Genomic DNA, 19,429 nt, shown 5'->3' on the forward strand with positions numbered 1-19,429 from the left:
AAAGGAGAGATAATGGAAGTGCCTCAAGCGGCGTATAGCAGAGATAAAATCATCATTCGCACCGGTGCGATCGGTATCATTTCAAATGTAATTTTAGCGGCATTTAAGGGTGTCGTGGGACTGATCTCAGGCTCGATCGCGATCGTGCTAGATGCCGTAAACAACCTAAGCGACGCGCTTTCGTCCGTCATTACGATCGTGGGCGTGCATCTTGCTAGCAAGCAACCCGATCGCGCGCATCCCTTCGGGCACGGCAGGATCGAGTATCTAAGCGCGATCGTAATCGCCGTCATCATCCTCTACACCGGCGGCGTCTCGCTCGTCGAATCGATCAAAAAGATCATTCATCCGCAAGCGGCGAATTATAATGCGGTTTCGCTCGCCATCATCGCCGTAGCCGTCGCGGCGAAATTTAGCCTAGGGCTTTATACGCAAAAGACGGGTGAGCGCGTGAACTCGGACTCGCTCATCGCTAGCGGCGTGGATGCCAAATACGATGCGCTCGTATCGCTAGCCACCCTCGTAGCGGCTTTGATTTCGCTTATTTTCGGACTGAGCTTGGAGGCGTATCTGGGCGCGATAATTTCGGCTCTTCTGATCAAAACGGCGTATGAAATTCTGCGCGATACGATCAGCAAGCTTTTGGGCTCGCGCCCGAGCCTGGAGCTGACGAATGAAATTTACGACGTCGTGCGCGGCTTTGAGGGCGTCATCGGCGCATACGATCTGATGTTTCATGACTACGGACCAGATAAAATGGTAGGTTCGGTACATATCGAGGTGGCAAGCGATACGACCGCAGCGCAGATCGACGCTCTTACGCGCCGCATTCAAAACGCCGTTTTTGCGAAATTTAATATCATCCTGGATACCGTTGGAATTTACGCGTTTAATAGAAACGATCCGCGCGCCGCCGAGATCTACGAGCATATCAAGCAGATGGCGTTTTCGCATAAGTTCGTCTCGCAGATACATGGATTTTATCTCGACGAGGAAAAGCGCTCGATCAGCTTCGACGTTATCGTTGATTTCGCAGCGCCCGATATGGAGGCGACGTTTCGCGCGGTTTGCAAGCAGGCGCGCGCGGCGTATCCGAACTATACGCTCATCATCACTCGCGATAGCGATTACAGCGGTTAAAATTTAAATTGCTCTAGCGGTTTAAATTTAATCGCGCTCGCCTGCGCCTCTTCGGCGAAATTTCAGAATTTTAAGCTACAATAGGAGAAATTTCATCGCGGCATTAAGAAACGTGAAGCGGCGTAAAAGCTGCAATAAACCGTGATATGAAATTTGCGCGCAAAATTTGGCAAAAGTCCGCGCGCAAGGCAATGCAAAGAGAAATTTAAAAGGAAAAATATGGTTGAAATCAAAGATCTAACGATGCGCTTTGGCAAACAGCTACTTTTTGAAAACGTAAATTTAAGCCTCGATAAGGGCAGGCGCTACGGTCTCATCGGCGCAAACGGCGCGGGCAAATCGACGCTGCTTAAAATTTTAAGCGGGCAGATCGAAGCAAGCAGCGGCGAAATTTTAATACAAAGCGGGCTTAAAATCGGCGTTTTGGGGCAGGATCAATTCGCCTTTGAAAGTTTCAGCGTCAAAGACGCCGTGCTTTACGGCAACAAGCGCCTTTATGACGCCGTGCGCGAAAAGACGCAGCTTTACGAGGCGGGCGAGTTTAACGACGAGATAAACGAGCGCCTAGGCGAGCTTGAGATGATCTGCGCCGAGGAGGATCCCGCTTACGAGTACGAAACGCGGATCGAGAAAATTTTAAGTTCGCTGGGGCTGAATGATTTCGATAAAAAGATGAGCGAGATCGAGACGAGCGATAAATTTAAGGTCCTTCTCGCGCAGGTGCTCTTCCCGCGCCCCGACGTGCTGTTTTTGGACGAGCCGACGAATAACCTCGATATCGACGCCATTTCGTGGCTCGAGTTTGAGCTAAATCGCCACGCGGGCACGCTCGTAGTCATCAGCCACGACCGCCACTTTTTAAACCGCGTCTGCACGGACATCCTCGACGTGGATTTTAGGCGGGTGCGCGAATTTAGCGGCAATTATGACGACTGGTTCATAGCGTCCAATCTTACCCTCAAACAGGCGCAGTTTGAGCGCGAAAAAAAGCTCAAAGAGAAGGCTGAGCTTGAAAAATTTATCGCTCGCTTCAGCGCCAATGCAAGCAAAGCAAAGCAGGCAACGAGCCGTCAAAAACAGCTTGATAAACTCGATCTTAGCGAGCTTGCGACCTCTTCGCGCAGGGAGCCTAGCATTTTATTCAAGCCCGCGCGCGAGATCGGCAATGAAATTTTAGAGCTAAGCGGCGTAGATATGAGCTTCGGTGATATTCAGATTTTGAAAAATTTTAACCTCAAGCTCGCTCACGGCGATAAGATCGGCATCATCGGTCGAAACGGCGTAGGTAAAAGCACGCTTTGCAAGATCATAATGGGCGAGCTCGCGCCTCTTAGCGGCAAGGTTCACATGGGCGCCACGATCGAGCCTGGGTATTTCGCGCAGGATACGAATAATAAAATTTCAGGCGAGCTCAAGCTCTACGAATATTTACAAAGTCCTCAGAATAGGGATCTGGATGAAATTCGCAAATGCCTTGGGCGCATGCTTTTTAGCGGCGCGGAGCAAGAAAAAAGCGTAGGCAGCCTAAGCGGCGGCGAGAAACACCGCGTGATGCTAAGCAAGCTAATGCTGCAACGCCCGAACCTGCTGGTGCTCGATGAGCCCAACAACCACCTTGATCTTGAGGCGATCATCGCGCTCGGCGAAGCGCTGTATAACTTCGCGGGCTGCGCGATCTGCGTGAGCCACGACCGCGAGCTCATCGACGCATTCGCAAATAGAATTTTACACCTCAAAGGAGACGGCGAAATCGTCGATTTTAGGGGCACTTACGAGGAGTATCGCGAGAGCTTGGGAGCAAGCGATGATTGAGATCTGCGTAAACGGCGAGCCGCTGCAGCTAGCGCAGGATATGAGCGTGAGCGAGTTTTTGCGCCTGCGCGGACACGATCTGCGCTTCGTGGCGCTCGAGTGCGACGGCGAAATTTTAAAAAAAGAGGCGTGGGAGCACACGCAGATCTCAAGCGGCAAAAAATATGAAATCGTCGAGTTCGTAGGCGGCGGCTGAGATCGGAGCTTTGAATTATTTTAAAAATTACGCAGCCGAGGTTTAAATCCGCGCGGAGGTCGCTAACTTTTAATCGGCTTAGCGACATAGCGACCCGGGCTTAAAATTTGTATGCGCGTCGTTAAAATTTTAAGCGGTACGGTGGCACGGAGACATAGCGCGTTTGGGTTTTTAAATTTATGAGGAAGCCGCGGTAGCCTGGCGCCTGCGGTGAGCTTTTAAATTTTGTAAGCTAACTAATCCGCGGCGGCGAAACGCAGGAGTTTTAAAATTCGCTCCGCGGCGATATAGTTTAAATTTTTATTGCTGCGGCGAAACGTTAATTTGCGTCGCCAGCTGCCGCGGCAGATGTGGGCTTTAAAACTGCATCGGCGCCGTAGGTTTGAGCACGGGAATTAAAATTTACGCCGAAGTTGCGGGATTTGGGCGCGGGGTTTAAAATTTATCCCGAGATCTCTGCCGCCATGCACATTGCGATGCATGCTACTGCGTGCCGCTTTTTCGTCGGGCGGGCTTGAAATTTTAAATTTAGCCGCAGCGCGGTTTATTCAGGCGTTTAGCGGCTTTTAAGTTTGGCGGATCGCTCTAGATTTTGCGACTTTAAATTTAACCGACAAGCGGGAGTTAATGCGCTAAAATTTAACGGATTTAGCTTGCGCTGCGCGTTCTGTACGGAGCCACTAAGACGCGCCGCCGTATTGGCCGAATGCAATGCGCGAGGCTAAACATGACGCGTAAAAGCAGGATGAAATTTGCGGATTAAAATCGCGTGCGATGCGCTCGGTACGCCTAGTTTGCGTCGTAGCTCGTGCGAGCGTTTGCGCGGTGCGTCGTAGCTGCGTAGATCTCTACCGCGACTGTGCCGCAATACCGTTAAATGCGCGCTATGTTCGCGCAGATATGAGGCGCCGCGTGTAAGTTTGAATTTGCGCGATAAATTTAAACGGCAAAAAGATAAAATTTAGGATCAAAATGCAGATAAAATTAAACGGCAAAGCTTACGAAACGGGCGCGAGCGATCTTGAGGGGCTTAAGCGCGAAGTTGAATTTAGCAGTGATATCGTCGTGATAAACGGCTATGCGAGCACGCAAAACTGCGAGATAAAGGCGGGCGATGAGCTCTTTTTGCTCGCGCGCGGCGCGGAGCTATCACCGCAGGAGCTTCGCGAGCTGATGTTTGCTCGCAACGCTCCCGCCGTAAACGCCGCGCTGCAAGGCTCGCGCGTGGCGATCTGCGGGCTCGGCGGGCTCGGCTCCAACGTCGCGATCCTGCTTGCGCGTGCTGGCGTAGGCGAGCTCTTTTTGATCGACTTCGACGTCGTCGAGCCGACTAACCTGAACCGCCAGCAGTACGAGATAAGCGATCTTTACAAGCCCAAAACGGCCGCTATGCGCGAAAAAATCGCGCGCATAAACCCGTTCGTGCGCGTGCGAACCTTAAACGAGCGACTTACCGCGCAAAACGTAGCCGAAATTTTAAAAAACGAGCGTATAATTTGCGAGTGCTTCGACGACGCGGCGGCGAAAGCGATGATTTTTGGCGCATTCGGCGGCACGGATCGCTTTTTGATCTGTGCTAGCGGCATGGCAGGCAGCGGCGATGCCAACGATATTCGCACGACGCGGCTCGGCAAAAACGTCTTCGTCTGCGGCGACCGCAAAAGCGCCGCGGCTCAGGGCGTGGGGCTGCTCGCGCCGCGCGTGGCGATCTGCGCCGCTCATCAGGCAAACGTCGCGCTTAGGCTGATTTTGGGCGAAGAGGGCTAAGCCTGGTCGCTCATGGCGCGTCCGCATTTCTAAATTTACGCGCCTTTGTACATTGCCGCTAAATTTAAGCCTCGCGCGATTGTTTTGAGAAGCAGAGGGCGTTTCGGCGTGTATACAGCGCGCGTTTTTAAGACGGCGTGAAATTTGCTGCGCGCCGCGTAAAATTAGCCGCGATATGCAAATTTAAACGACGAAATTTAAACCATTTGCCGTGCGCAGCTCGCAGATAAGTAAAATTTTAAAATTTATTCGGCGCGAGTAAGCTACTTTTGAATGTAGGATTTAAAATTTCGTGCAGCAAAGCGAGCTGCAGCCTGCGCGTTAAATTTTAAAATTTTTGTGTCGTGGCTAAAATTTGACGAGAAATTTTAAAGCTTCGATGCAGCGTCGTGCGGCGCGTTAAAATAGCGACAGAAGCAGGGTGCACATATCTGTGCTGCAATTTCGCGCTGTGTATAATGCACCAGTGCGCGAGTGCTGATATTGCGCCATCTGCGCCGTATGTGAAAACGAAATTTAAACTAAAGAGGATAGAATGGACGATAAACTGATTTTAGGCGGCAGGGAGTTTAGCTCGCGCCTGATAATGGGCTCTGGCAAGTTCGATCACGCGATGATCGACGCCTGCGTGCGGCACGCGGGCTGCGAGATCGTCACGCTTGCGCTGCGCCGCGTGAACGAAAGCAAGAGCCGCAATATCTTGGATTTCATCCCCCGCGGCGTCACGCTGCTACCGAATACCAGCGGCGCGCGAAACGCCGAGGAAGCGCTGCGGATCGCACGGCTCGCGCGCGAGCTGGGCTGCGGCGACTTTGTAAAGATCGAGATCATAGGCGATAGCAAATACCTTCTGCCCGACAACGCCGAGACGATCAAGGCCTGCGAGGCCCTAGCGCGCGAGGGTTTCGTGCCGCTTGCCTACATGCACGCCGATCTGTGCGTCGCGCGCGATCTGGTAAGCGCAGGGGCCGCCGCCGTGATGCCTCTGGCCGCGCCGATCGGCTCCAACCGCGGGCTGATGATGCGGGGAATGATCGAAATTTTGCTGGGCGAAATCGACGTGCCTATCATCGTAGATGCGGGGCTCGGCGCACCTAGCGAGGCCTGCGAGGCGATGCAGATGGGCTGCGCTGCGGTGATGGTAAATACGGCGATCGCCACGAGCGGGGATCTAGCGCTGATGGCGCGGGCATTTGCGCTCGGCGTGCAGGCGGGGCGCGATGCCTATCTGGCGGGGCTCGGCGCCGTTTGCGAAACGGCCCGCGCAAGCTCGCCGCTAACGGGATTTTTAAGGTAGCGGTTAAAATTTTAAACGCACTTGGTTATGCGAGCTGTGTTTTTGCGCGGAATTTGCATTTCTTGAGCTATAGATACATATCGTGCAAGGGTTTTGCGCCATGTGAGTTAAATCCTGACGCGCTTTGTTAAGCCTCGCCAAACGACCTAAATTCCGCACTTCGCTAGGCATCTTAAAGCGTAGTGGCGAAAAGTATAATTTGGCAGCGGTACAATGCGCGGCAAGCTCGGCGATGAAATTTTAAAATTTCATCGCACCAAGTAGCCCGATCGAAAGAAGTCTTATTAATCAGTGGGCTATTTTAGTATGTCGTATTTGTCGCAGTATTTTCGTAAATAGTCTTTTTCATAGTCTAATAGCACCGGGTCCTTTTTGCCCATTTCGCAGGCTTTTTGATAGTATTGCGCCGCTCTTGCTCTGTCGCCACCTGCTTCAAGAACCGAAGCGAAATTCCCGCAAGCTATCCAAACTCCTGCATCGCAAGCTCTTCTGTAATATCCCATAGCCCGCGTTATATCCATTTTTACCCCTTTGCCGTTTGCATACATAATGCCTAAATTGCTGCAGCTGCCCGCATCCCCGTCGTCGCAAGCCTTATTAAATAGCTCGACAGCCTTTTTATAATCTTTTTTTACCCCTTTGCCGTCGAAGTACATTACTCCCAAATCCGAGCAAGCCTCATAAACATTTCCATCGCAAGCTTTTTTGTAAAAATAGAGCGTCTTTTTATAGTCCCTATCGGATGCGTTTCTGCCAAATTCAGTCGGATCTTTATAAAGAGCACCAGCGTAACTGCAAGCCTCAAAATCACCTGCTTCGCAATTTTGCTCAAATTGTTTAACTTGCTCTTTGCTAAAATTTATGCCAAAAGCCAAAGATCCCAACAGAGCTAAACCCAAGATGATTTTTTTCATTACTTCTCCTTAAAATTTTGCAAAAGTATATTCTTTCATCTTTTAATAATCACTAAAATTTAAAATGCGAACGGGGGGCACTCCTCGTTTTGCAATTTTTTACCTAAATCCTGCTAAAATGCGCTTCTAAACCAAACGAAAGGAAACTTTGCGCCACATAAATTTGCACGCAAATGTGTCGCGTAGAATTTAAATGAAAATTTAAAAGGAAAATTTTAAAGATGATGGGAACCGGCTATCTAGCGGGCATGGAGGATATTGGAAGCGAGATGATGGAGCGTACGCTTGCTCTGCGCGAGGGCTTTTGTGAGGAGGCGAGCGAGGCTGACGTGCAAAGGGCGATCGGCGCGAAAAACAGAGGTCTGCGCGATTTTGCCGCTCTACTAAGCGTGCGCGCGGGCGAGCATTTGGAGCAGATCGCGCAAGCCGCAGCGCGCGAAAAAGCGGCGCATTTCGGCAGCAACATCGCCGTTTTCACGCCGATTTACATCTCAAACTACTGCGACAATCTCTGCGTTTACTGCGGCTTTAACTGCAAAAACAAAATCGCGCGCGCAAGGCTCGATGAGACGCAGCTAAAGGCGGAGTTTGAGGCGATCGCGGCGAGCGGACTAGAAGAAATTTTGATCCTCACGGGCGAGAGCGAGAAAAACAGCCCCGTGCGCTACATCGGGCGCGCCTGCGAGCTCGCGCGGCAGTATTTTAAGGTAATCGGCGTCGAAATTTATCCGCTAAACTCCGCCGATTACGCCTATTTGCATGCTTGCGGCGTCGATTTCGTCACCGTTTTTCAAGAAACCTACGACCCCGCGCGCTACGCGCAGCTGCATCTTGCGGGCAACAAGCGCGTTTTTGCGTATCGCTTCGCAGCTCAAGAGCGCGCGATTAGAGGCGGTATGCGCGGCGTGGGCTTTGCGGCGCTTTTGGGGCTCGGAGACTTCCGCCGCGATGCCTTTGCTACGGGCGTGCACGCGTGGCTGCTTCAGCGCAAGTACCCGTGCGCCGAGATTGCCTTTTCGGTGCCGCGCCTGCGCCCGATCATCAATAACGATAAAATAAACCCGAAGGGCGTCGGCGAGCGCGAGCTGCTGCAGGTCATGTGCGCGTATCGGCTGCTGCTACCAAGTGCGCAGATCACGATCTCCACGCGCGAGAGGGCGGGCTTCCGCGACAATGCGATTAGGATCGCGGCGAGCAAAATTTCAGCGGGCGTAAGCGTGGGTATAGGCGGACACAGCGAGCAGAGGGGCGACGAGCAGTTCGAGATCAGCGACGCGCGCAGCGTAAGCGAGGTCTGCGAGGCGATCAGCGGCTGCGGGCTGCAGCCACTGATGAGCGAGTATATCTATGTGTGAGGCGCGAAATTCTGCCGCGTGCGTGGATGAAATTTACGGCGTTAGACGCGAGATTTGCAGCGCCGGGCTCGAGGGCGGATTTAGTGCTGCCCAGCGCAGAAGTAAAATTTTTAGCGTAAAATACGACGCCGAATTTTACGTTGCCGTACACGGCGATAAAATTTATGGCGTTATGACGGATTATAAAATTTTCGACATCGTGTCATCAGCGGGCGCGGGAAATTTTGAGTTACAAAATTCGTGCGTAAATTTAAGGCCTAGGAACACATACGCGGATTTAAAATTTAAGGGCAGTGCAGATTCCGAGCCCGCGGGCGGCATAAATTTTAAATTTAAAAACGGCACGAGCTTCAGGTTCCTATGCGGTGGCAACGCAAGGTCGCTAAAATCGAGGAGCTGGGCGAACGCTTTGAGTTTTAGCGCTGCGGCGGAAATTTCAGACCTTATTAAGGCGGGCGAAATTTTGAAATATGGCGTGACGGCGGGGATTTCGGCGCTCGCCCTAGCAAGTAAAATTTTAATCCCTAGTATCGCAGGCAAAATTTTAAATTTGAGTGCTGCCTCGCGTACGGATGTTGAGCTTAAAGGAGCGGGCAGATGCAGGATTTAGGGCTTGCTTTACGCATTACGATCATCACAAATCGCGCGCTCTGCGGCGGTGAGGCGGCGCTACTCGCGCGTATAGCGGATTTTGCCGCGGCGGGCGTAGGCGAGATCGTCGTGCGCGAAAAGGATTTAGACGAAACGGCCTATGCGGCGCTGTTTGGTAAAATTTTAAATGCCTGCAAGAGCGGGTTTTGCGCGGATACAGCCCGTGCGGACGGAATTATTGTAAATGAAGCTAGTGCCGCTAAATTTGGCGAAACCCAGGCTTTCGCGGGCGGATTGGACGCGAGCGCGGCCTGCGCGGATAAAATTTTGCTCTACGAGCGCGACGAGGACGAAGTTGCGCCAAAAAAGCTCCATTTGGGCAGCGGCAAGAGCGAGCTTTGCGCGGATACAGCTCGCAAGCACGCCGCTACGGATGAGATTTGGCCTAAAAATTCCGCTTGTGTTTTAGATGAAATTCTGTCTGAAAATTTTACTAGCGCTGCAAACTGCGAGAATGATAGCACGCCAGGCGAGATTTCGCTTCGCGGCGTCGTATGCGAAACAAAACTCGCGACAGAAGGCGTACGGGGCGCAGAAAATGCGGGAAGTATGCAGGGTGTGCAAAGTACAAAAAACGCGAATGATGTGCATAGTGCAAAAAACGCGGGGAGCTCACGGAGCGCGCAGTACGCAGAAAACTCGGAAAGTAAAGAGGGCGTAGAAAATTCACAGAGCGTGAAAGGGGCGGAAAACTCGGAGAATGCGAAGGGCGCGCAGAGCGCAGAGAGGGCAAGGCGCTCGCCCGCGATCTTTGTGCATAATTTTGCAGATTTTGCACTGCGGGCGGGTGAGAGAAATTTATGGCTGCCGCTCGGGGTTTTGCGGAGCTTTAGCGCGGCGCGAGGGGCGGAGTTTTTGCGCGCAAATTTTAAAAAATTGGTCGCTTCCTGCCACAGCGAGGCGGAGGCGCGCGAGGCACTGGAGCTGGGTGCGAGCGCGATCTGCTTGAGCCACATATTCGCGACCGATTGCAAGGCGGGGCTCACGCCGAGGGGGCTAAATTTGATCCGCGCCGTACGTGGGTTTTACGACGGCGAAATTTACGCGCTGGGTGGTATAACGCCGCGCAATTTTGTCTCCGTCCTACGCGCGGGAGCCGACAGGATCGCCGTTATGAGCTCAGCGATGACGGCGCGGGACGCGAGCGATTTCATAAGAAAATTTAAGAAATGAATCGATCCGAAAATGTGGTCCGTTTCTTTTGCCGCGCGCCTTGCTGCCGTAATTGCACTGTATGCGGCGCGACGCAAAAGCACATATTTTAATAAAATCAAAAACGCGCGAAACGAACGCGATTTATTGCGATTTAAGCCCAAAGTTATAAAATACGAGCGATTTAAATTTAAGGATATTTTTTGGATAAAGTGCGGATTGAGGAATCAAAAAAGCTTATAAACGAACAGCGCCGAAATTTAAAACAAAAGCTGCGAAAAGGCGCTAGTACCGACATCTTTGACGATGCGGATTTAAGCGATGCAACGGATCGCAGCTCATTAAATTTAAACGATACAAATTTGAGTAGCAAAAGCTTTAAAAATGCGAATTTTAATCAAACAAACTCCGAATCGCAAGCCGATTATCTTTGCGGCGCAAATTTTCGAGATACAAATTTAAAAGGTACGAATTTAAACTCACAAACCGAGGTAAAATTTCAAAATTTAAACTCGGGCGGTGTTTCATCGCGGGGCGCTAAAACTCGAGATTACGACAAAGAGCCGCTAGTCATCAAAGATTATATAACGATCGTATATATTATAACTATAGCGGTATTGCTTTGTTTTGCCATGTTTATAAATTTAGTATTTAATATCCCCTACGATAGAAAAGTTGCAAATATCTTGCTCACTGGACCTTTGGTTGCTAGGGCTCTTAAGGGTTTTTCGCAGCATTACGGAAGAAAATTTATATTTTTAAACTCAAGCATAAAATGTATAAAATCAGGCGAGCAGCTCGTAATGAAATTTGATGAGATTTTATATTTCAAAAAGACTTTCGCATTTTTTTATGAAAGCGAAACACATAAATATACGGAAACGGAAAGAATCGCAGGAAAAACCTGTCTTGCCATATACGTACTCGCTTATATTTATGGTGCGATATTTGATGACTCTATGATAGTCTTTATAATGTTATTTTGCTGTATGGGAGCGGTTGTATTCATTTTTACACCGCAAATGATTTTTCATTTGTTTAAGGGCGGATTATTTTCATGTAGGTTTGTCGATGCTTTAATTATAGATGCACTTTACAATAAATTTTTTATATTTATACCCACTAATAAAGAATATAACGAGCTTAAAAAATATATGAAATTAAAATTTAATAAAGACCTAGACGCGCCAAATTATCTTTTAAGAGTTAAAAATTTTTAATTCAGGCATTTTTCAAATTTACGAAGTCTCATTCCACGAGCCGTGCGCGGATGTCGCCGAAGAGCAGCACGTCCTTCAAAACGGCGCGATCGGCGTAACCGCGTTCGTTTAGGCTCAGGTGCAGCTCGCCTCGGCTGCTCGAAAATATCGGCTGGTTGATGAAAACCACGTAGATCGCCGCAGCCTGCTTATCTGCGCCCGCGCCGCGCCCTTTAAAATTTACGTCCGTTGTGCCGGTTTTCGTGTCTGCTCCGCTAGAGCTTGCGCTTGCCGCTGCGCCGGAGTTGGTATCCGCATCGTTAGGCGGCGCGACGCCAAGCTCGCTCGCGATATTTGCGGCGGCGCTTCCGCGCGGCCTTTCGATGTCGATCCTTCCGTCGGCGCTCTTTGCGCCCGCGGCTCGGACGAAAAATTTATCGCCCGAGTGCGGGATTTTAGAGAAATTGAAAAACAAACTCAGCAGGTCGTTCGTCGCAAAATAGGGCAAAATTTCATCGCTTACGAGCTGTAGCTCGCCGCCCGCGCCCTTGAACTTTTGAAATTTTATCGTTTTGCGCGCGTAGTCGAAGGCGTAGGTTTTGCGCTCGTTTTTCGTCGTTTTGCCCTTTTTGCGCGAGACCTCGTGGACGTAGAGATCGGGCATCAAAAGCCCCGCCACGACGCGCCCCTTTGAGCGGAAGCTCTCGCGCCTTTGCCCGCTTAGGCTGCCCGCGACGCCCTGCGCAACGGCATCCATGACGATCTCGTAGCGATCGCCCTGCCGCACGAGCCGCGTGTTTGCGCTGCCGACCGCGCCGAAAACGCCGAACGAAATCTCATATTTCGCGCTGATCGTCTCGCTCAAAAGCGCGCTCGCACACAAAATCAAAGTAGCAAAAAATTTCATCTCTACCGTCCTTCCGCTTTGCAGCGCCCCGTCATAAGGCGCCCGTTAAATTTACGCCCTTCGCGCGCCGCTTTATCGCATTGTATTCGCAAAGCTCGCGCATAAAATTTGCGCCGTTCGTTGCGCTTGCTAGCTTGTACTTCCGTGAGGCGCCGTTTCGTACTGCAAATATAGCCGTGTCGGTCGTTAGTAAATCCGTTTAAATTTATAAACGGCGCGGGTCAAATTCGTAAATTTAGTCCTTCCAAAGCCACCATTTCAGCTTGGCTTTGTCTGGGCGGGGTGTGCTGGCGTAGTAGCTGGCCTCGGTAACGTAGAGGATGCACCTGTCGCTGCCGCGTCCGAGCGCCTTTGTGCATTCATACATCTGCTCGGATCCGCGCCCTTTAGAAGCGATGCCCTCGTAGCCGAGTGCGAGAAGATCGGCCTCTGTCGCCTCGCCGACATAGGGGATTTTCTTAAAATCGCTCGCGCCTTTACTCAAATTTTACTCCAATCTTTATTTAGATTTCGCCAGACTCGCCATTTGGACAAAATTTTAAAGCCCCTTGAGAGTGCGGAATTTCAAAATTTCACTCGTGCGAGGCAAATTTTAAAATTTTATCCATGCGGTGCGAAAAATTTTTAAAATTTTATCTCGCCGCCGGGCCGCCGCCGCGCTTATGCGCGCCGCTTTTTAGTGCTAAGACGTCCGCCCGCGCTCGTTATCGGAAATTTTATTCGTAAGCTAGCAGTGGGCTTGGGCGCGGCAAAGATTAAACGTTTTAAATCCCCGACGGAGCAAATTTACGCTTCCGCCTTGCACCAAATGCAAAAATCTGATACGTTTGTTTCAAACTCCAACGGGATGGAATTCTACTCACAGGGAACAACGTCTATGACAGCTACGTAACTAAGTTTCAATTCCCAACGGGATGAAATTCTACCCAGAAAAATGCTGGGAGGGAGGAAATATCTATCAGTTTCAATTCCCAACGAATTTTGTAAAAAGATGACGACGGCGCTTTGGCGTCATCCGAGCCACCTTTGTGCGATGATTTAATTAAAATTTCTTTCGCGCGGAAACGGCGCTTAAAACGAGCTTGCGTCAAATTTTACGCAAGCTTTGGCGCTAAATTTGACCCAAAATCCGTTCGCAAATTTCGCGCGGATCGGCGCTTTGATAGATCGGCCGACCGACTACTATAAAATCAGCCCTCGCTTCGCGTGCGACGCCTAGATCCGCTACTCGCTTTTGATCTGCCGCGCTCTCGCCAAACGGCCGTACGCCAGGGCAAAGCGTGATAAAATTTGCGCTCGTTGCGTCCTTTATCAGGCGGCTCTCGAACGCCGAGCAGACCATGCCGTCAAGCCCAGCTTCGTAGCTCATCACGCTAAATTTGCGCACGGCGTCGCTTAAATTTTGCTCGTAAACCGAGCTAAACTCGGCCTGATCAAAGCTCGTTAGCGCCGAAACCGCGAGCACTAGCGGACGCGAACCGAGCCTGTCCAGTCGTTCCATCACCGTAGCCATCGCGCGTTTGCCGCTACTTGCGTGCACGTTTATCATATCTACGCCAAGCTTAGCGATCTCCTCGGCGGCATCGTCCATCGTGTTTGGGATATCATAAAGCTTTAGATCGAGGAAAATTTTAAAATTTCCGAGCTTTTTTAGCTCCTCCACAAATCCCGCTCCATCGCGCAAATAAGTTCGCAGCCCAACTTTGAGCCAAATTTTATCCGAAAAGTCCGCAAGCTGCTCCGCCAGCTGTAAACACTCCTGTTTCGAGCCCAGATCAAGCGCGACGCAGAGTTTCACTGCTTATCCTTGCCGTGAGCCGCGCTTTTGCTGCCTGCGGGTCTTTTTGAGACGGCGCCTCTGCCGCCAGCAGATTTTTTCGGCGCGGTAGAGATTTTACGCCCCGCGCTACTTTTGGGCACAGTATTTTTACCAGCAGCGCTCTTTTTCGATGCCGCGTTTTTGCTCGCCCTGAAATTTCTATCTGCGCTCTCTCTTTTCGGTGCGGCGTCTTTGCCTCGTTCGCCTGTCTTAAAATTTTTACTTCGCTCGCCAGTTTTGAAATTTTTGCCCGTTTTTTCCGTCTTAAATTTGTCTCCGGTCTTAAAATTTCCCTCCGTTTTAAATTTTTTGCTCGCGGCGGATTTTTTGGCGGGCGCACTGCGAGTTTTCAAATTAGCGGGCTTTTTGGATGCCCCGCTTCTACTTGCCGCAGAATTTTTCGGTGTGCCGCTTCTCTTTGCCTTAGTAAAATTTTTCGTCTCGCCGTCCGTGTCTGCGGGGATGAAATTTTTTGCTACAACGTTCGTATCTGAAATAGCGGAGCTTTTCGCCGCAGCGGGCTTGGAATTTTCGCTTGTCGCTGTGGATAGCTCGGAATTTACGCTTGCCGTATTCGGCTTGGAAATTTTATCCGCCGCGATGTTTACGGGGCTATCTTTTAGCGCGTCCAGCACGCCGTTTATAAATTTGGACGAAATGCCAAGCTCTTTGGCGGAGTTGATCGCTTCGTTGATGACGATGCCCGCGTCCGTGTCCGTAAAGCGCAGTTCATACGCCCCGAGCCGCAGTATCGCGCGCTCCAGAGCAGAAATTTCGGCGAGCTTGAATTCCTTTAAATTTTTATCTATCAGCGCATCGACCGCGGCGAGATTTTCGCTAGCGCCACGCAGAAGCGCCAGCGTCCAGTTGCGCTGCTCGTTGCGAATGCGCTTTTCCTCCAGATATTCGTCCGCAAAGTCCTCGCTGCCGCCGTTCATATCTTTAGAGTAAAGCAGCGAGATTGCAGCGAGCCTGGCTTGGTGCCTGGTAGCCATTTTACGCCTTTATGTTGCGAAATAGACTTAGAAGCTCAATCGCGCCGCTCATCGCTTCAAAGCCCTTATTGCCTGCCTTTGCACCTGCTCGTTCGATCGCTTGCTCGATGTTATCGGTAGTAAGCACGCCGAAGGTCACGGGTGCGCCGTATTTTAGCATGGTGTTTGCGATGCCCTTGCTTACTTCGGCGCTTACGTAGTCAAAATGCGGAGTAGAGCCGCGGATCACCGCCCCTAGGCAAACGACGGCGTCGTAAAGCTTGGAAGCTAGCGCCTTTTCAAGCGCGAGCGGGATCTCAAAAGCGCCTGGAACAAGCATCAGGCTTAAGTTCTCCTCCTTGCCGCCGTGGCGCAAAAACGCATCGTGCGCCCCCTCGACTAGGCGATCGGTGATGATGTGGTTGAAGCGGGCGTTGATAATTAGAATTTTTTCGCTGCCCTTAAGAGCAAGCGAGCCTTCGATGATTTTCATGGTTTTCCTTTGCGTTAAATTTAGCGCTAAGCTTAGCTAAATTCGCCAAAATTCTAAATTAATTTCAGCATCACGGCGCTTGAAATTATGAGAAATAAGAGGGTGCTTTGTGCGCAGAAATTTTCTCGCGGTGGATGAATACGCCTAGGATCACGGCGCCGATCGTGCGTACTAGAAGCGTGCTTAAGTCCGTAAGCCCGGTCGCACTCAAAAGCGCTCCGATGAGGATAAGAACAAAGCCTTTGGTTATTCAAAACCGCCTAAATTTTAAATTTGAAGCGCGAGTATAACAAGGAACGAGCTTAGATTGAAATTCATCTTAAAATTAATCCTAAATAATAAATTTTATTAATCATTTAGAAATTTTAGGATATAATCATTTCAAATCATTTCAAGGAGAGAAAGATGTTTAAACTTAGAGAGTTGCCGTTCGATGCGGCGCACAACGCAGTCGTAAGTAAAGAAACCTGTGATTATCACCACGGCAAGCATCACGCGACTTACGTGGCAAATTTGAATAAACTTACCGAATCGGGTGAGTTTGCGGGCAAGGGGCTTTACGAGATCGTAACGGCTGCTAGCGGCGGGCTTTTTAACAACGCAGCACAGGTTTACAACCACGATTTTTACTGGGATTGCATCGCAAAGCCTAGCGAGCCGTCTGCGGAGCTAAAATCGGCGCTGGCGGAAAATTTTGCGGATTTTAAAAGCGAGTTTTTGGCTACTGCTGCGGCGCATTTCGGCTCGGGCTGGGTGTGGCTCGCTTACGATCCAAAATCAGGCAAGCTTTGCATCAAAGCTACCCAAAACGCCGCCACGCCGGTGACCGAGGGGCTCGTGCCGCTTCTAGTCGTGGACGTTTGGGAGCACGCGTATTACATCGATGAGCACAACGCGCGCCCGAAATATTTGGAGAAATTCTACGCGGGCATCAACTGGGAGTTCGTCTCAAGCGCCTACGAATGGGCGAAAAAAGAGGGTCTCGGCTCTGTGAAATTTTACATCGATGAGCTTCACGGCAGAGATTAAATTTAAGCGCACGCGGTACGGCGATACTACACAAAGCCAAAACCGCCTAAACGCGCCGCCGGTTCGCTACGGACGATAATTGCCGCGGCGTTTAGCGTACGCGGTCGATCGCTTAAAATTTTAATTCAAAGCTAGCGGCTAAATTTCGGGATTTTTCTCGGAATTTAGCCGCAGCAATACCACTTTTCAATCTATCTTTAAATTTAAAAATTCTATCAAAGCTCGGGCGCTAAATTTAATCAAAATTTTAGCCCAAAATCATCCACAGCCCGATCGCGCACATCAGCACCGAGCAGAAAATTTCGAGGTATTTCAGGTGGGTTTTCAGAAGATTTTTTAGCACCGCTCCACCCAGCGCGTAGATGCTAAGGCAGATACTTTCGCTGGCGCATAGCGTGGCTACGAGGGCAAATGTGCGCGCGCCGAAAAGATTGCCCGCGTCCAAAAATGGAGGAAAGAGCGCGGTAAAAAATATCCACGCCTTGGGGTTTGAGACCGCGACTACGAAGCCTTGTAGGAAGATATTTTCGCTGCGCTTTTGTTTTTGCAGCTTAAAATTTCCGCGCGCTAAAAAGGTCGCGACACCCAGATAGAAAATATACGCGCCGCCTAAAATTTTAATCGCGCTAAGCGCCGCAGGGTGCGCAGGCAGAATGCCCGCGACGCCGAATATGCACGCAAGCGCCACGAGCGTGACGCCCAGCACCTGCGCCAGCAGCGCAGGCAGCGCCCTAAGATAGCCGCGCGCGATGCCGAGATTTAGCGCGTAGGTCATGTTGATGCCCGGCATCAGCGATATCGGGAAGATCGTAAGGAAAAACAGAAGCATTGCAAACCCCTAAATTGCAGCTAAATTTTAAATTTATCGCGAGCCTATCGCGGAAATTTTATGTCGCGGCGGCAGATGTAATTTTAAAATTTAGCCGCGCACTTTTGCGCTTGTCATCACGCTTGCACAGCGCGTGCAGATACAATTTAAAATTCCGCCGCCCGCTTCGCTAGACGCGTCAAAGCTTTCTATGGGGCGAGAAGGGGCCTCGGTTGCGAGGTCGCACTTCTCGCAGAGGCGGCGCTGCTTCTGCAGCACCGTATTGCTCTACTCGCCCCAAACCCCACCTAACCCCCGACGACGCTTTACAAGGGGCAGGCTACGCCTGCGCTGAATTTATATTATAACTGCGGTGCAGTGTCTCGCACCTAGTCGCAAGACCGCCGTGCCGCAAGTTTCAATACAATGTGTCGCACCGAGTAAAAACTTACGCCGCAGTGTGTGTAACAGAGCGAATGAAATTTTAAAATTTCGCCGCACCGCCGCGGACAAATTTAAAATTTAAAACTCTTGCGGCTTTAAATTTAGCCGAAAATTCCGTACCCGAAGATCACCGCGATGATGAGCGGCAGGATAAATTTGACATATAAAAACCAAACTCCCGCGAGCCTCGCGCTCAAATCGCCTTCGTTGGTGAGCTCGTAGATCGCGTCCTTTTTCAGCACCCAGCCCACGTAGATGCAGCACAGCAGCGCTGTTAGCACGAAAAAGACGTTCGCGCTTACGAAGTCGAAGGCGTCGAAAACCGAGCGCCCCAGAATTTTAACGTCCGCAAGCACGCTGCTTGAGAGTATGCAGGGCAGGTTGCCGAGCACGAAGACGCCGCCGAGCGTTAAATTTACCGCCTTTAACGTTGAAAATCCGAAGCGCTCCTCGACGAAATTTATGATGACCTGATAGATCGTGATGGACGTCGTAAGCGCGGCGATGAGCAAAATCGAGAGAAAGACCACCGCGACGGCGTTGCCGAACGGCATGTGCGAAAACGCGATCGGCAGGCTTTTAAAAACTAGCGACGAGCCGCTACTCGGCTCAAGCCCTGCGCTAAAGAGCGACGGGAAGATCATAAAGCCCGCAAGCACGGCGATGAGCGTGTTTACGACTGCGGTGATGGTGGCTGTTTGCATCAGCTTCTCGTCTTTGTTTAAAAAGCTAGACAGCGTGATCATCACGCCGAAACCGAGTGAGAGCGCGAAAAAGACCTGCCCCAAAACGTCGATCAAAAGCTTGGGCGTGATCTTTGCAAAATCGACGCCGAGGTAAAATTTCACGCCTTCCTTTGCGCCTTCCAGCGTTAAATTCGTAAGGATCACCGCTATGAAGCACAAAAATAGCGCGGGCATTAGAAATTTTACGAATTTTTCGATCCCTTCGATGATGCCGTTTTTCAAAATGTACCAGTTGATCGCTATGAAAACGATCGTGTAAGCTCCGACGCCGAGCGGGCTATTTTCGATATGATCTGCGTAGAATTTCTGCGTGAATGCGGGGTCGGTGATCCGCGCGGAGAGGTCGAAGTTGCCGCTTACGATGTTTACGATGTAGGTTAGCACCCAGCCGCCGAGGACCATATAGTAGGCTAAAATTCCAAACGCGCCGATTACGCCCATGATGCCTACGATCTTCCATGCGGGCTTTATGCACGAGCCGTCCTTTTTAGGCGCTGCAAAGGCATCGACGCAGTTTCTTAGCGCGCGACGTCCGATGACGTTTTCTACTAAGATCATCGGGATTCCAAGCACGATCATTGCGATGCAAAACACGAGAACGTAGGCGCCGCCACCATTTTCGCCGACTAGATACGGAAACCTCCACGTGCAGCCAAAGCCGATCGTGGCGCCTGCGACGGTTAAGATATATGTGAGCTTGCTGCTCCAGGTCTGTCTCGGCACGCT

19 protein-coding genes and 1 pseudogene are annotated in these 19,429 nt (G+C 50.7%); 10 read left to right on the top strand and 10 right to left on the bottom strand.

Annotation, left to right across the window (positions count from 1 at the left end):
- Window positions 1-12: 12 nt before the first annotated feature.
- The 5 genes from Q0274_RS04600 to Q0274_RS04620 all read left to right on the top strand — a co-directional run bounded on the left by Q0274_RS04600 (window position 13) and on the right by Q0274_RS04620 (window position 6,212).
- A complete protein-coding gene (locus Q0274_RS04600; RefSeq protein WP_298028026.1) occupies window positions 13-1,140 on the top strand; it encodes a cation diffusion facilitator family transporter in 1,128 nt (375 codons plus the stop codon).
- Window positions 1,141-1,359: 219 nt separating this feature from the next.
- A complete protein-coding gene (locus Q0274_RS04605) occupies window positions 1,360-2,952 on the top strand; it encodes an ABC-F family ATP-binding cassette domain-containing protein (RefSeq protein ID WP_298028027.1) in 1,593 nt (530 codons plus the stop codon).
- The gene (gene thiS, locus Q0274_RS04610; RefSeq protein ID WP_298028029.1) at window positions 2,945-3,148 is read left to right on the top strand and encodes a sulfur carrier protein ThiS; all 204 of its coding nucleotides are present in this window, start codon (window positions 2,945-2,947) and stop codon (window positions 3,146-3,148) included. The genes Q0274_RS04605 and thiS overlap by 8 nt, the downstream gene beginning before the upstream one ends.
- 972 nt (window positions 3,149-4,120) lie before the next feature.
- A complete protein-coding gene (gene thiF / locus Q0274_RS04615) occupies window positions 4,121-4,915 on the top strand; it encodes a sulfur carrier protein ThiS adenylyltransferase ThiF (protein ID WP_298028030.1) in 795 nt (264 codons plus the stop codon).
- Between the two features lie 535 nt (window positions 4,916-5,450).
- Window positions 5,451-6,212: a thiazole synthase gene (locus Q0274_RS04620; RefSeq protein ID WP_298028031.1), complete on the top strand. Its 762-nt coding sequence runs from the start codon at window positions 5,451-5,453 to the stop codon at window positions 6,210-6,212.
- Between the two features lie 296 nt (window positions 6,213-6,508).
- Here the strand turns inward: Q0274_RS04620 and Q0274_RS04625 are convergent, their stop codons facing one another.
- On the bottom strand, window positions 6,509-7,126 hold the full coding sequence (locus Q0274_RS04625) for a tetratricopeptide repeat protein (protein WP_298028032.1): 618 nt from the start codon (window positions 7,124-7,126) through the stop codon (window positions 6,509-6,511).
- 221 nt (window positions 7,127-7,347) lie between these two features.
- Between Q0274_RS04625 and thiH the strand changes: the two genes are divergently transcribed.
- From thiH to Q0274_RS04645, 4 genes are all read left to right on the top strand, one after another.
- The gene (gene thiH, locus Q0274_RS04630; RefSeq protein ID WP_298028033.1) at window positions 7,348-8,481 is read left to right on the top strand and encodes a 2-iminoacetate synthase ThiH; all 1,134 of its coding nucleotides are present in this window, start codon (window positions 7,348-7,350) and stop codon (window positions 8,479-8,481) included.
- The gene (locus tag Q0274_RS04635; protein WP_298028034.1) at window positions 8,474-9,091 is read left to right on the top strand and encodes a hypothetical protein; all 618 of its coding nucleotides are present in this window, start codon (window positions 8,474-8,476) and stop codon (window positions 9,089-9,091) included. The genes thiH and Q0274_RS04635 overlap by 8 nt, the downstream gene beginning before the upstream one ends.
- Entirely contained in the window at window positions 9,079-10,305 is a 1,227-nt protein-coding gene (locus Q0274_RS04640) for a thiamine phosphate synthase (RefSeq protein WP_298028035.1), read from the top strand. The genes Q0274_RS04635 and Q0274_RS04640 overlap by 13 nt, the downstream gene beginning before the upstream one ends.
- 182 nt (window positions 10,306-10,487) lie before the next feature.
- The gene (locus Q0274_RS04645; protein WP_298028036.1) at window positions 10,488-11,504 is read left to right on the top strand and encodes a hypothetical protein; all 1,017 of its coding nucleotides are present in this window, start codon (window positions 10,488-10,490) and stop codon (window positions 11,502-11,504) included.
- A 28-nt stretch (window positions 11,505-11,532) separates the two neighbouring features.
- On the opposite strand, the gene Q0274_RS04650 is transcribed toward Q0274_RS04645, so the two are convergent.
- The 6 genes and pseudogenes from Q0274_RS04650 to Q0274_RS04675 all read right to left on the bottom strand — a co-directional run bounded on the left by Q0274_RS04650 (window position 11,533) and on the right by Q0274_RS04675 (window position 15,887).
- Window positions 11,533-12,390 (bottom strand): DUF3108 domain-containing protein, encoded by an 858-nt coding sequence (locus Q0274_RS04650; protein ID WP_298028037.1) that lies wholly within the window; start codon window positions 12,388-12,390, stop codon window positions 11,533-11,535.
- Window positions 12,391-12,625: 235 nt separating this feature from the next.
- A complete protein-coding gene (locus Q0274_RS04655; RefSeq protein ID WP_298028038.1) occupies window positions 12,626-12,874 on the bottom strand; it encodes a helix-hairpin-helix domain-containing protein in 249 nt (82 codons plus the stop codon).
- A gap of 627 nt (window positions 12,875-13,501) precedes the next feature.
- Window positions 13,502-14,188, bottom strand: coding sequence for an orotidine-5'-phosphate decarboxylase (gene pyrF, locus Q0274_RS04660; protein WP_367271910.1), 687 nt, complete (start codon window positions 14,186-14,188; stop codon window positions 13,502-13,504).
- A 641-nt stretch (window positions 14,189-14,829) separates the two neighbouring features.
- Window positions 14,830-15,204: pseudogene (gene nusB / locus Q0274_RS04665) on the bottom strand (transcription antitermination factor NusB); the annotation flags it as partial.
- Window position 15,205: 1 nt separating this feature from the next.
- Complete coding sequence (gene ribH / locus Q0274_RS04670; RefSeq protein ID WP_291939803.1) at window positions 15,206-15,676, bottom strand: 6,7-dimethyl-8-ribityllumazine synthase; 471 nt, start codon at window positions 15,674-15,676, stop codon at window positions 15,206-15,208.
- Window positions 15,677-15,761: 85 nt separating this feature from the next.
- Window positions 15,762-15,887, bottom strand: coding sequence for a hypothetical protein (locus Q0274_RS04675; protein ID WP_298028040.1), 126 nt, complete (start codon window positions 15,885-15,887; stop codon window positions 15,762-15,764).
- Between the two features lie 194 nt (window positions 15,888-16,081).
- Between Q0274_RS04675 and Q0274_RS04680 the strand changes: the two genes are divergently transcribed.
- The gene (locus Q0274_RS04680; RefSeq protein ID WP_298028041.1) at window positions 16,082-16,705 is read left to right on the top strand and encodes a superoxide dismutase; all 624 of its coding nucleotides are present in this window, start codon (window positions 16,082-16,084) and stop codon (window positions 16,703-16,705) included.
- Between the two features lie 247 nt (window positions 16,706-16,952).
- On the opposite strand, the gene Q0274_RS04685 is transcribed toward Q0274_RS04680, so the two are convergent.
- The 3 genes from Q0274_RS04685 to Q0274_RS04695 form a co-directional block, all read right to left on the bottom strand.
- Complete coding sequence (locus tag Q0274_RS04685; RefSeq protein ID WP_298028043.1) at window positions 16,953-17,534, bottom strand: LysE family translocator; 582 nt, start codon at window positions 17,532-17,534, stop codon at window positions 16,953-16,955.
- A 90-nt stretch (window positions 17,535-17,624) separates the two neighbouring features.
- Window positions 17,625-17,792, bottom strand: coding sequence for a hypothetical protein (locus tag Q0274_RS04690; RefSeq protein ID WP_298028045.1), 168 nt, complete (start codon window positions 17,790-17,792; stop codon window positions 17,625-17,627).
- A 266-nt stretch (window positions 17,793-18,058) separates the two neighbouring features.
- Window positions 18,059-19,426 carry a sodium-dependent transporter gene (locus tag Q0274_RS04695; RefSeq protein ID WP_298028046.1) on the bottom strand — a complete coding sequence of 456 codons (1,368 nt, stop codon included), beginning with the start codon at window positions 19,424-19,426 and terminating at the stop codon, window positions 18,059-18,061.
- Between the last annotated feature and the right edge of the window lie 3 nt (window positions 19,427-19,429).

The organism is uncultured Campylobacter sp. (genome assembly GCF_937973075.1).
Taxonomy (GTDB): domain Bacteria; phylum Campylobacterota; class Campylobacteria; order Campylobacterales; family Campylobacteraceae; genus Campylobacter_B.

Coding starts and splice junctions, on each gene's coding strand:
- ribH (WP_291939803.1), bottom strand. CDS start 15,676: ATGAAAATCATCGAAGGCTCGCTTGCTCTTAAGGGCAGCGAAAAAATT.
- Q0274_RS04620 (WP_298028031.1), top strand. CDS start 5,451: ATGGACGATAAACTGATTTTAGGCGGCAGGGAGTTTAGCTCGCGCCTG.
- Q0274_RS04600 (WP_298028026.1), top strand. CDS start 13: ATGGAAGTGCCTCAAGCGGCGTATAGCAGAGATAAAATCATCATTCGC.
- thiF (WP_298028030.1), top strand. CDS start 4,121: ATGCAGATAAAATTAAACGGCAAAGCTTACGAAACGGGCGCGAGCGAT.
- Q0274_RS04640 (WP_298028035.1), top strand. CDS start 9,079: ATGCAGGATTTAGGGCTTGCTTTACGCATTACGATCATCACAAATCGC.
- Q0274_RS04635 (WP_298028034.1), top strand. CDS start 8,474: ATGTGTGAGGCGCGAAATTCTGCCGCGTGCGTGGATGAAATTTACGGC.
- thiH (WP_298028033.1), top strand. CDS start 7,348: ATGATGGGAACCGGCTATCTAGCGGGCATGGAGGATATTGGAAGCGAG.
- Q0274_RS04650 (WP_298028037.1), bottom strand. CDS start 12,390: ATGAAATTTTTTGCTACTTTGATTTTGTGTGCGAGCGCGCTTTTGAGC.
- Q0274_RS04605 (WP_298028027.1), top strand. CDS start 1,360: ATGGTTGAAATCAAAGATCTAACGATGCGCTTTGGCAAACAGCTACTT.
- Q0274_RS04680 (WP_298028041.1), top strand. CDS start 16,082: ATGTTTAAACTTAGAGAGTTGCCGTTCGATGCGGCGCACAACGCAGTC.
- Q0274_RS04685 (WP_298028043.1), bottom strand. CDS start 17,534: ATGCTTCTGTTTTTCCTTACGATCTTCCCGATATCGCTGATGCCGGGC.
- thiS (WP_298028029.1), top strand. CDS start 2,945: ATGATTGAGATCTGCGTAAACGGCGAGCCGCTGCAGCTAGCGCAGGAT.
- Q0274_RS04625 (WP_298028032.1), bottom strand. CDS start 7,126: ATGAAAAAAATCATCTTGGGTTTAGCTCTGTTGGGATCTTTGGCTTTT.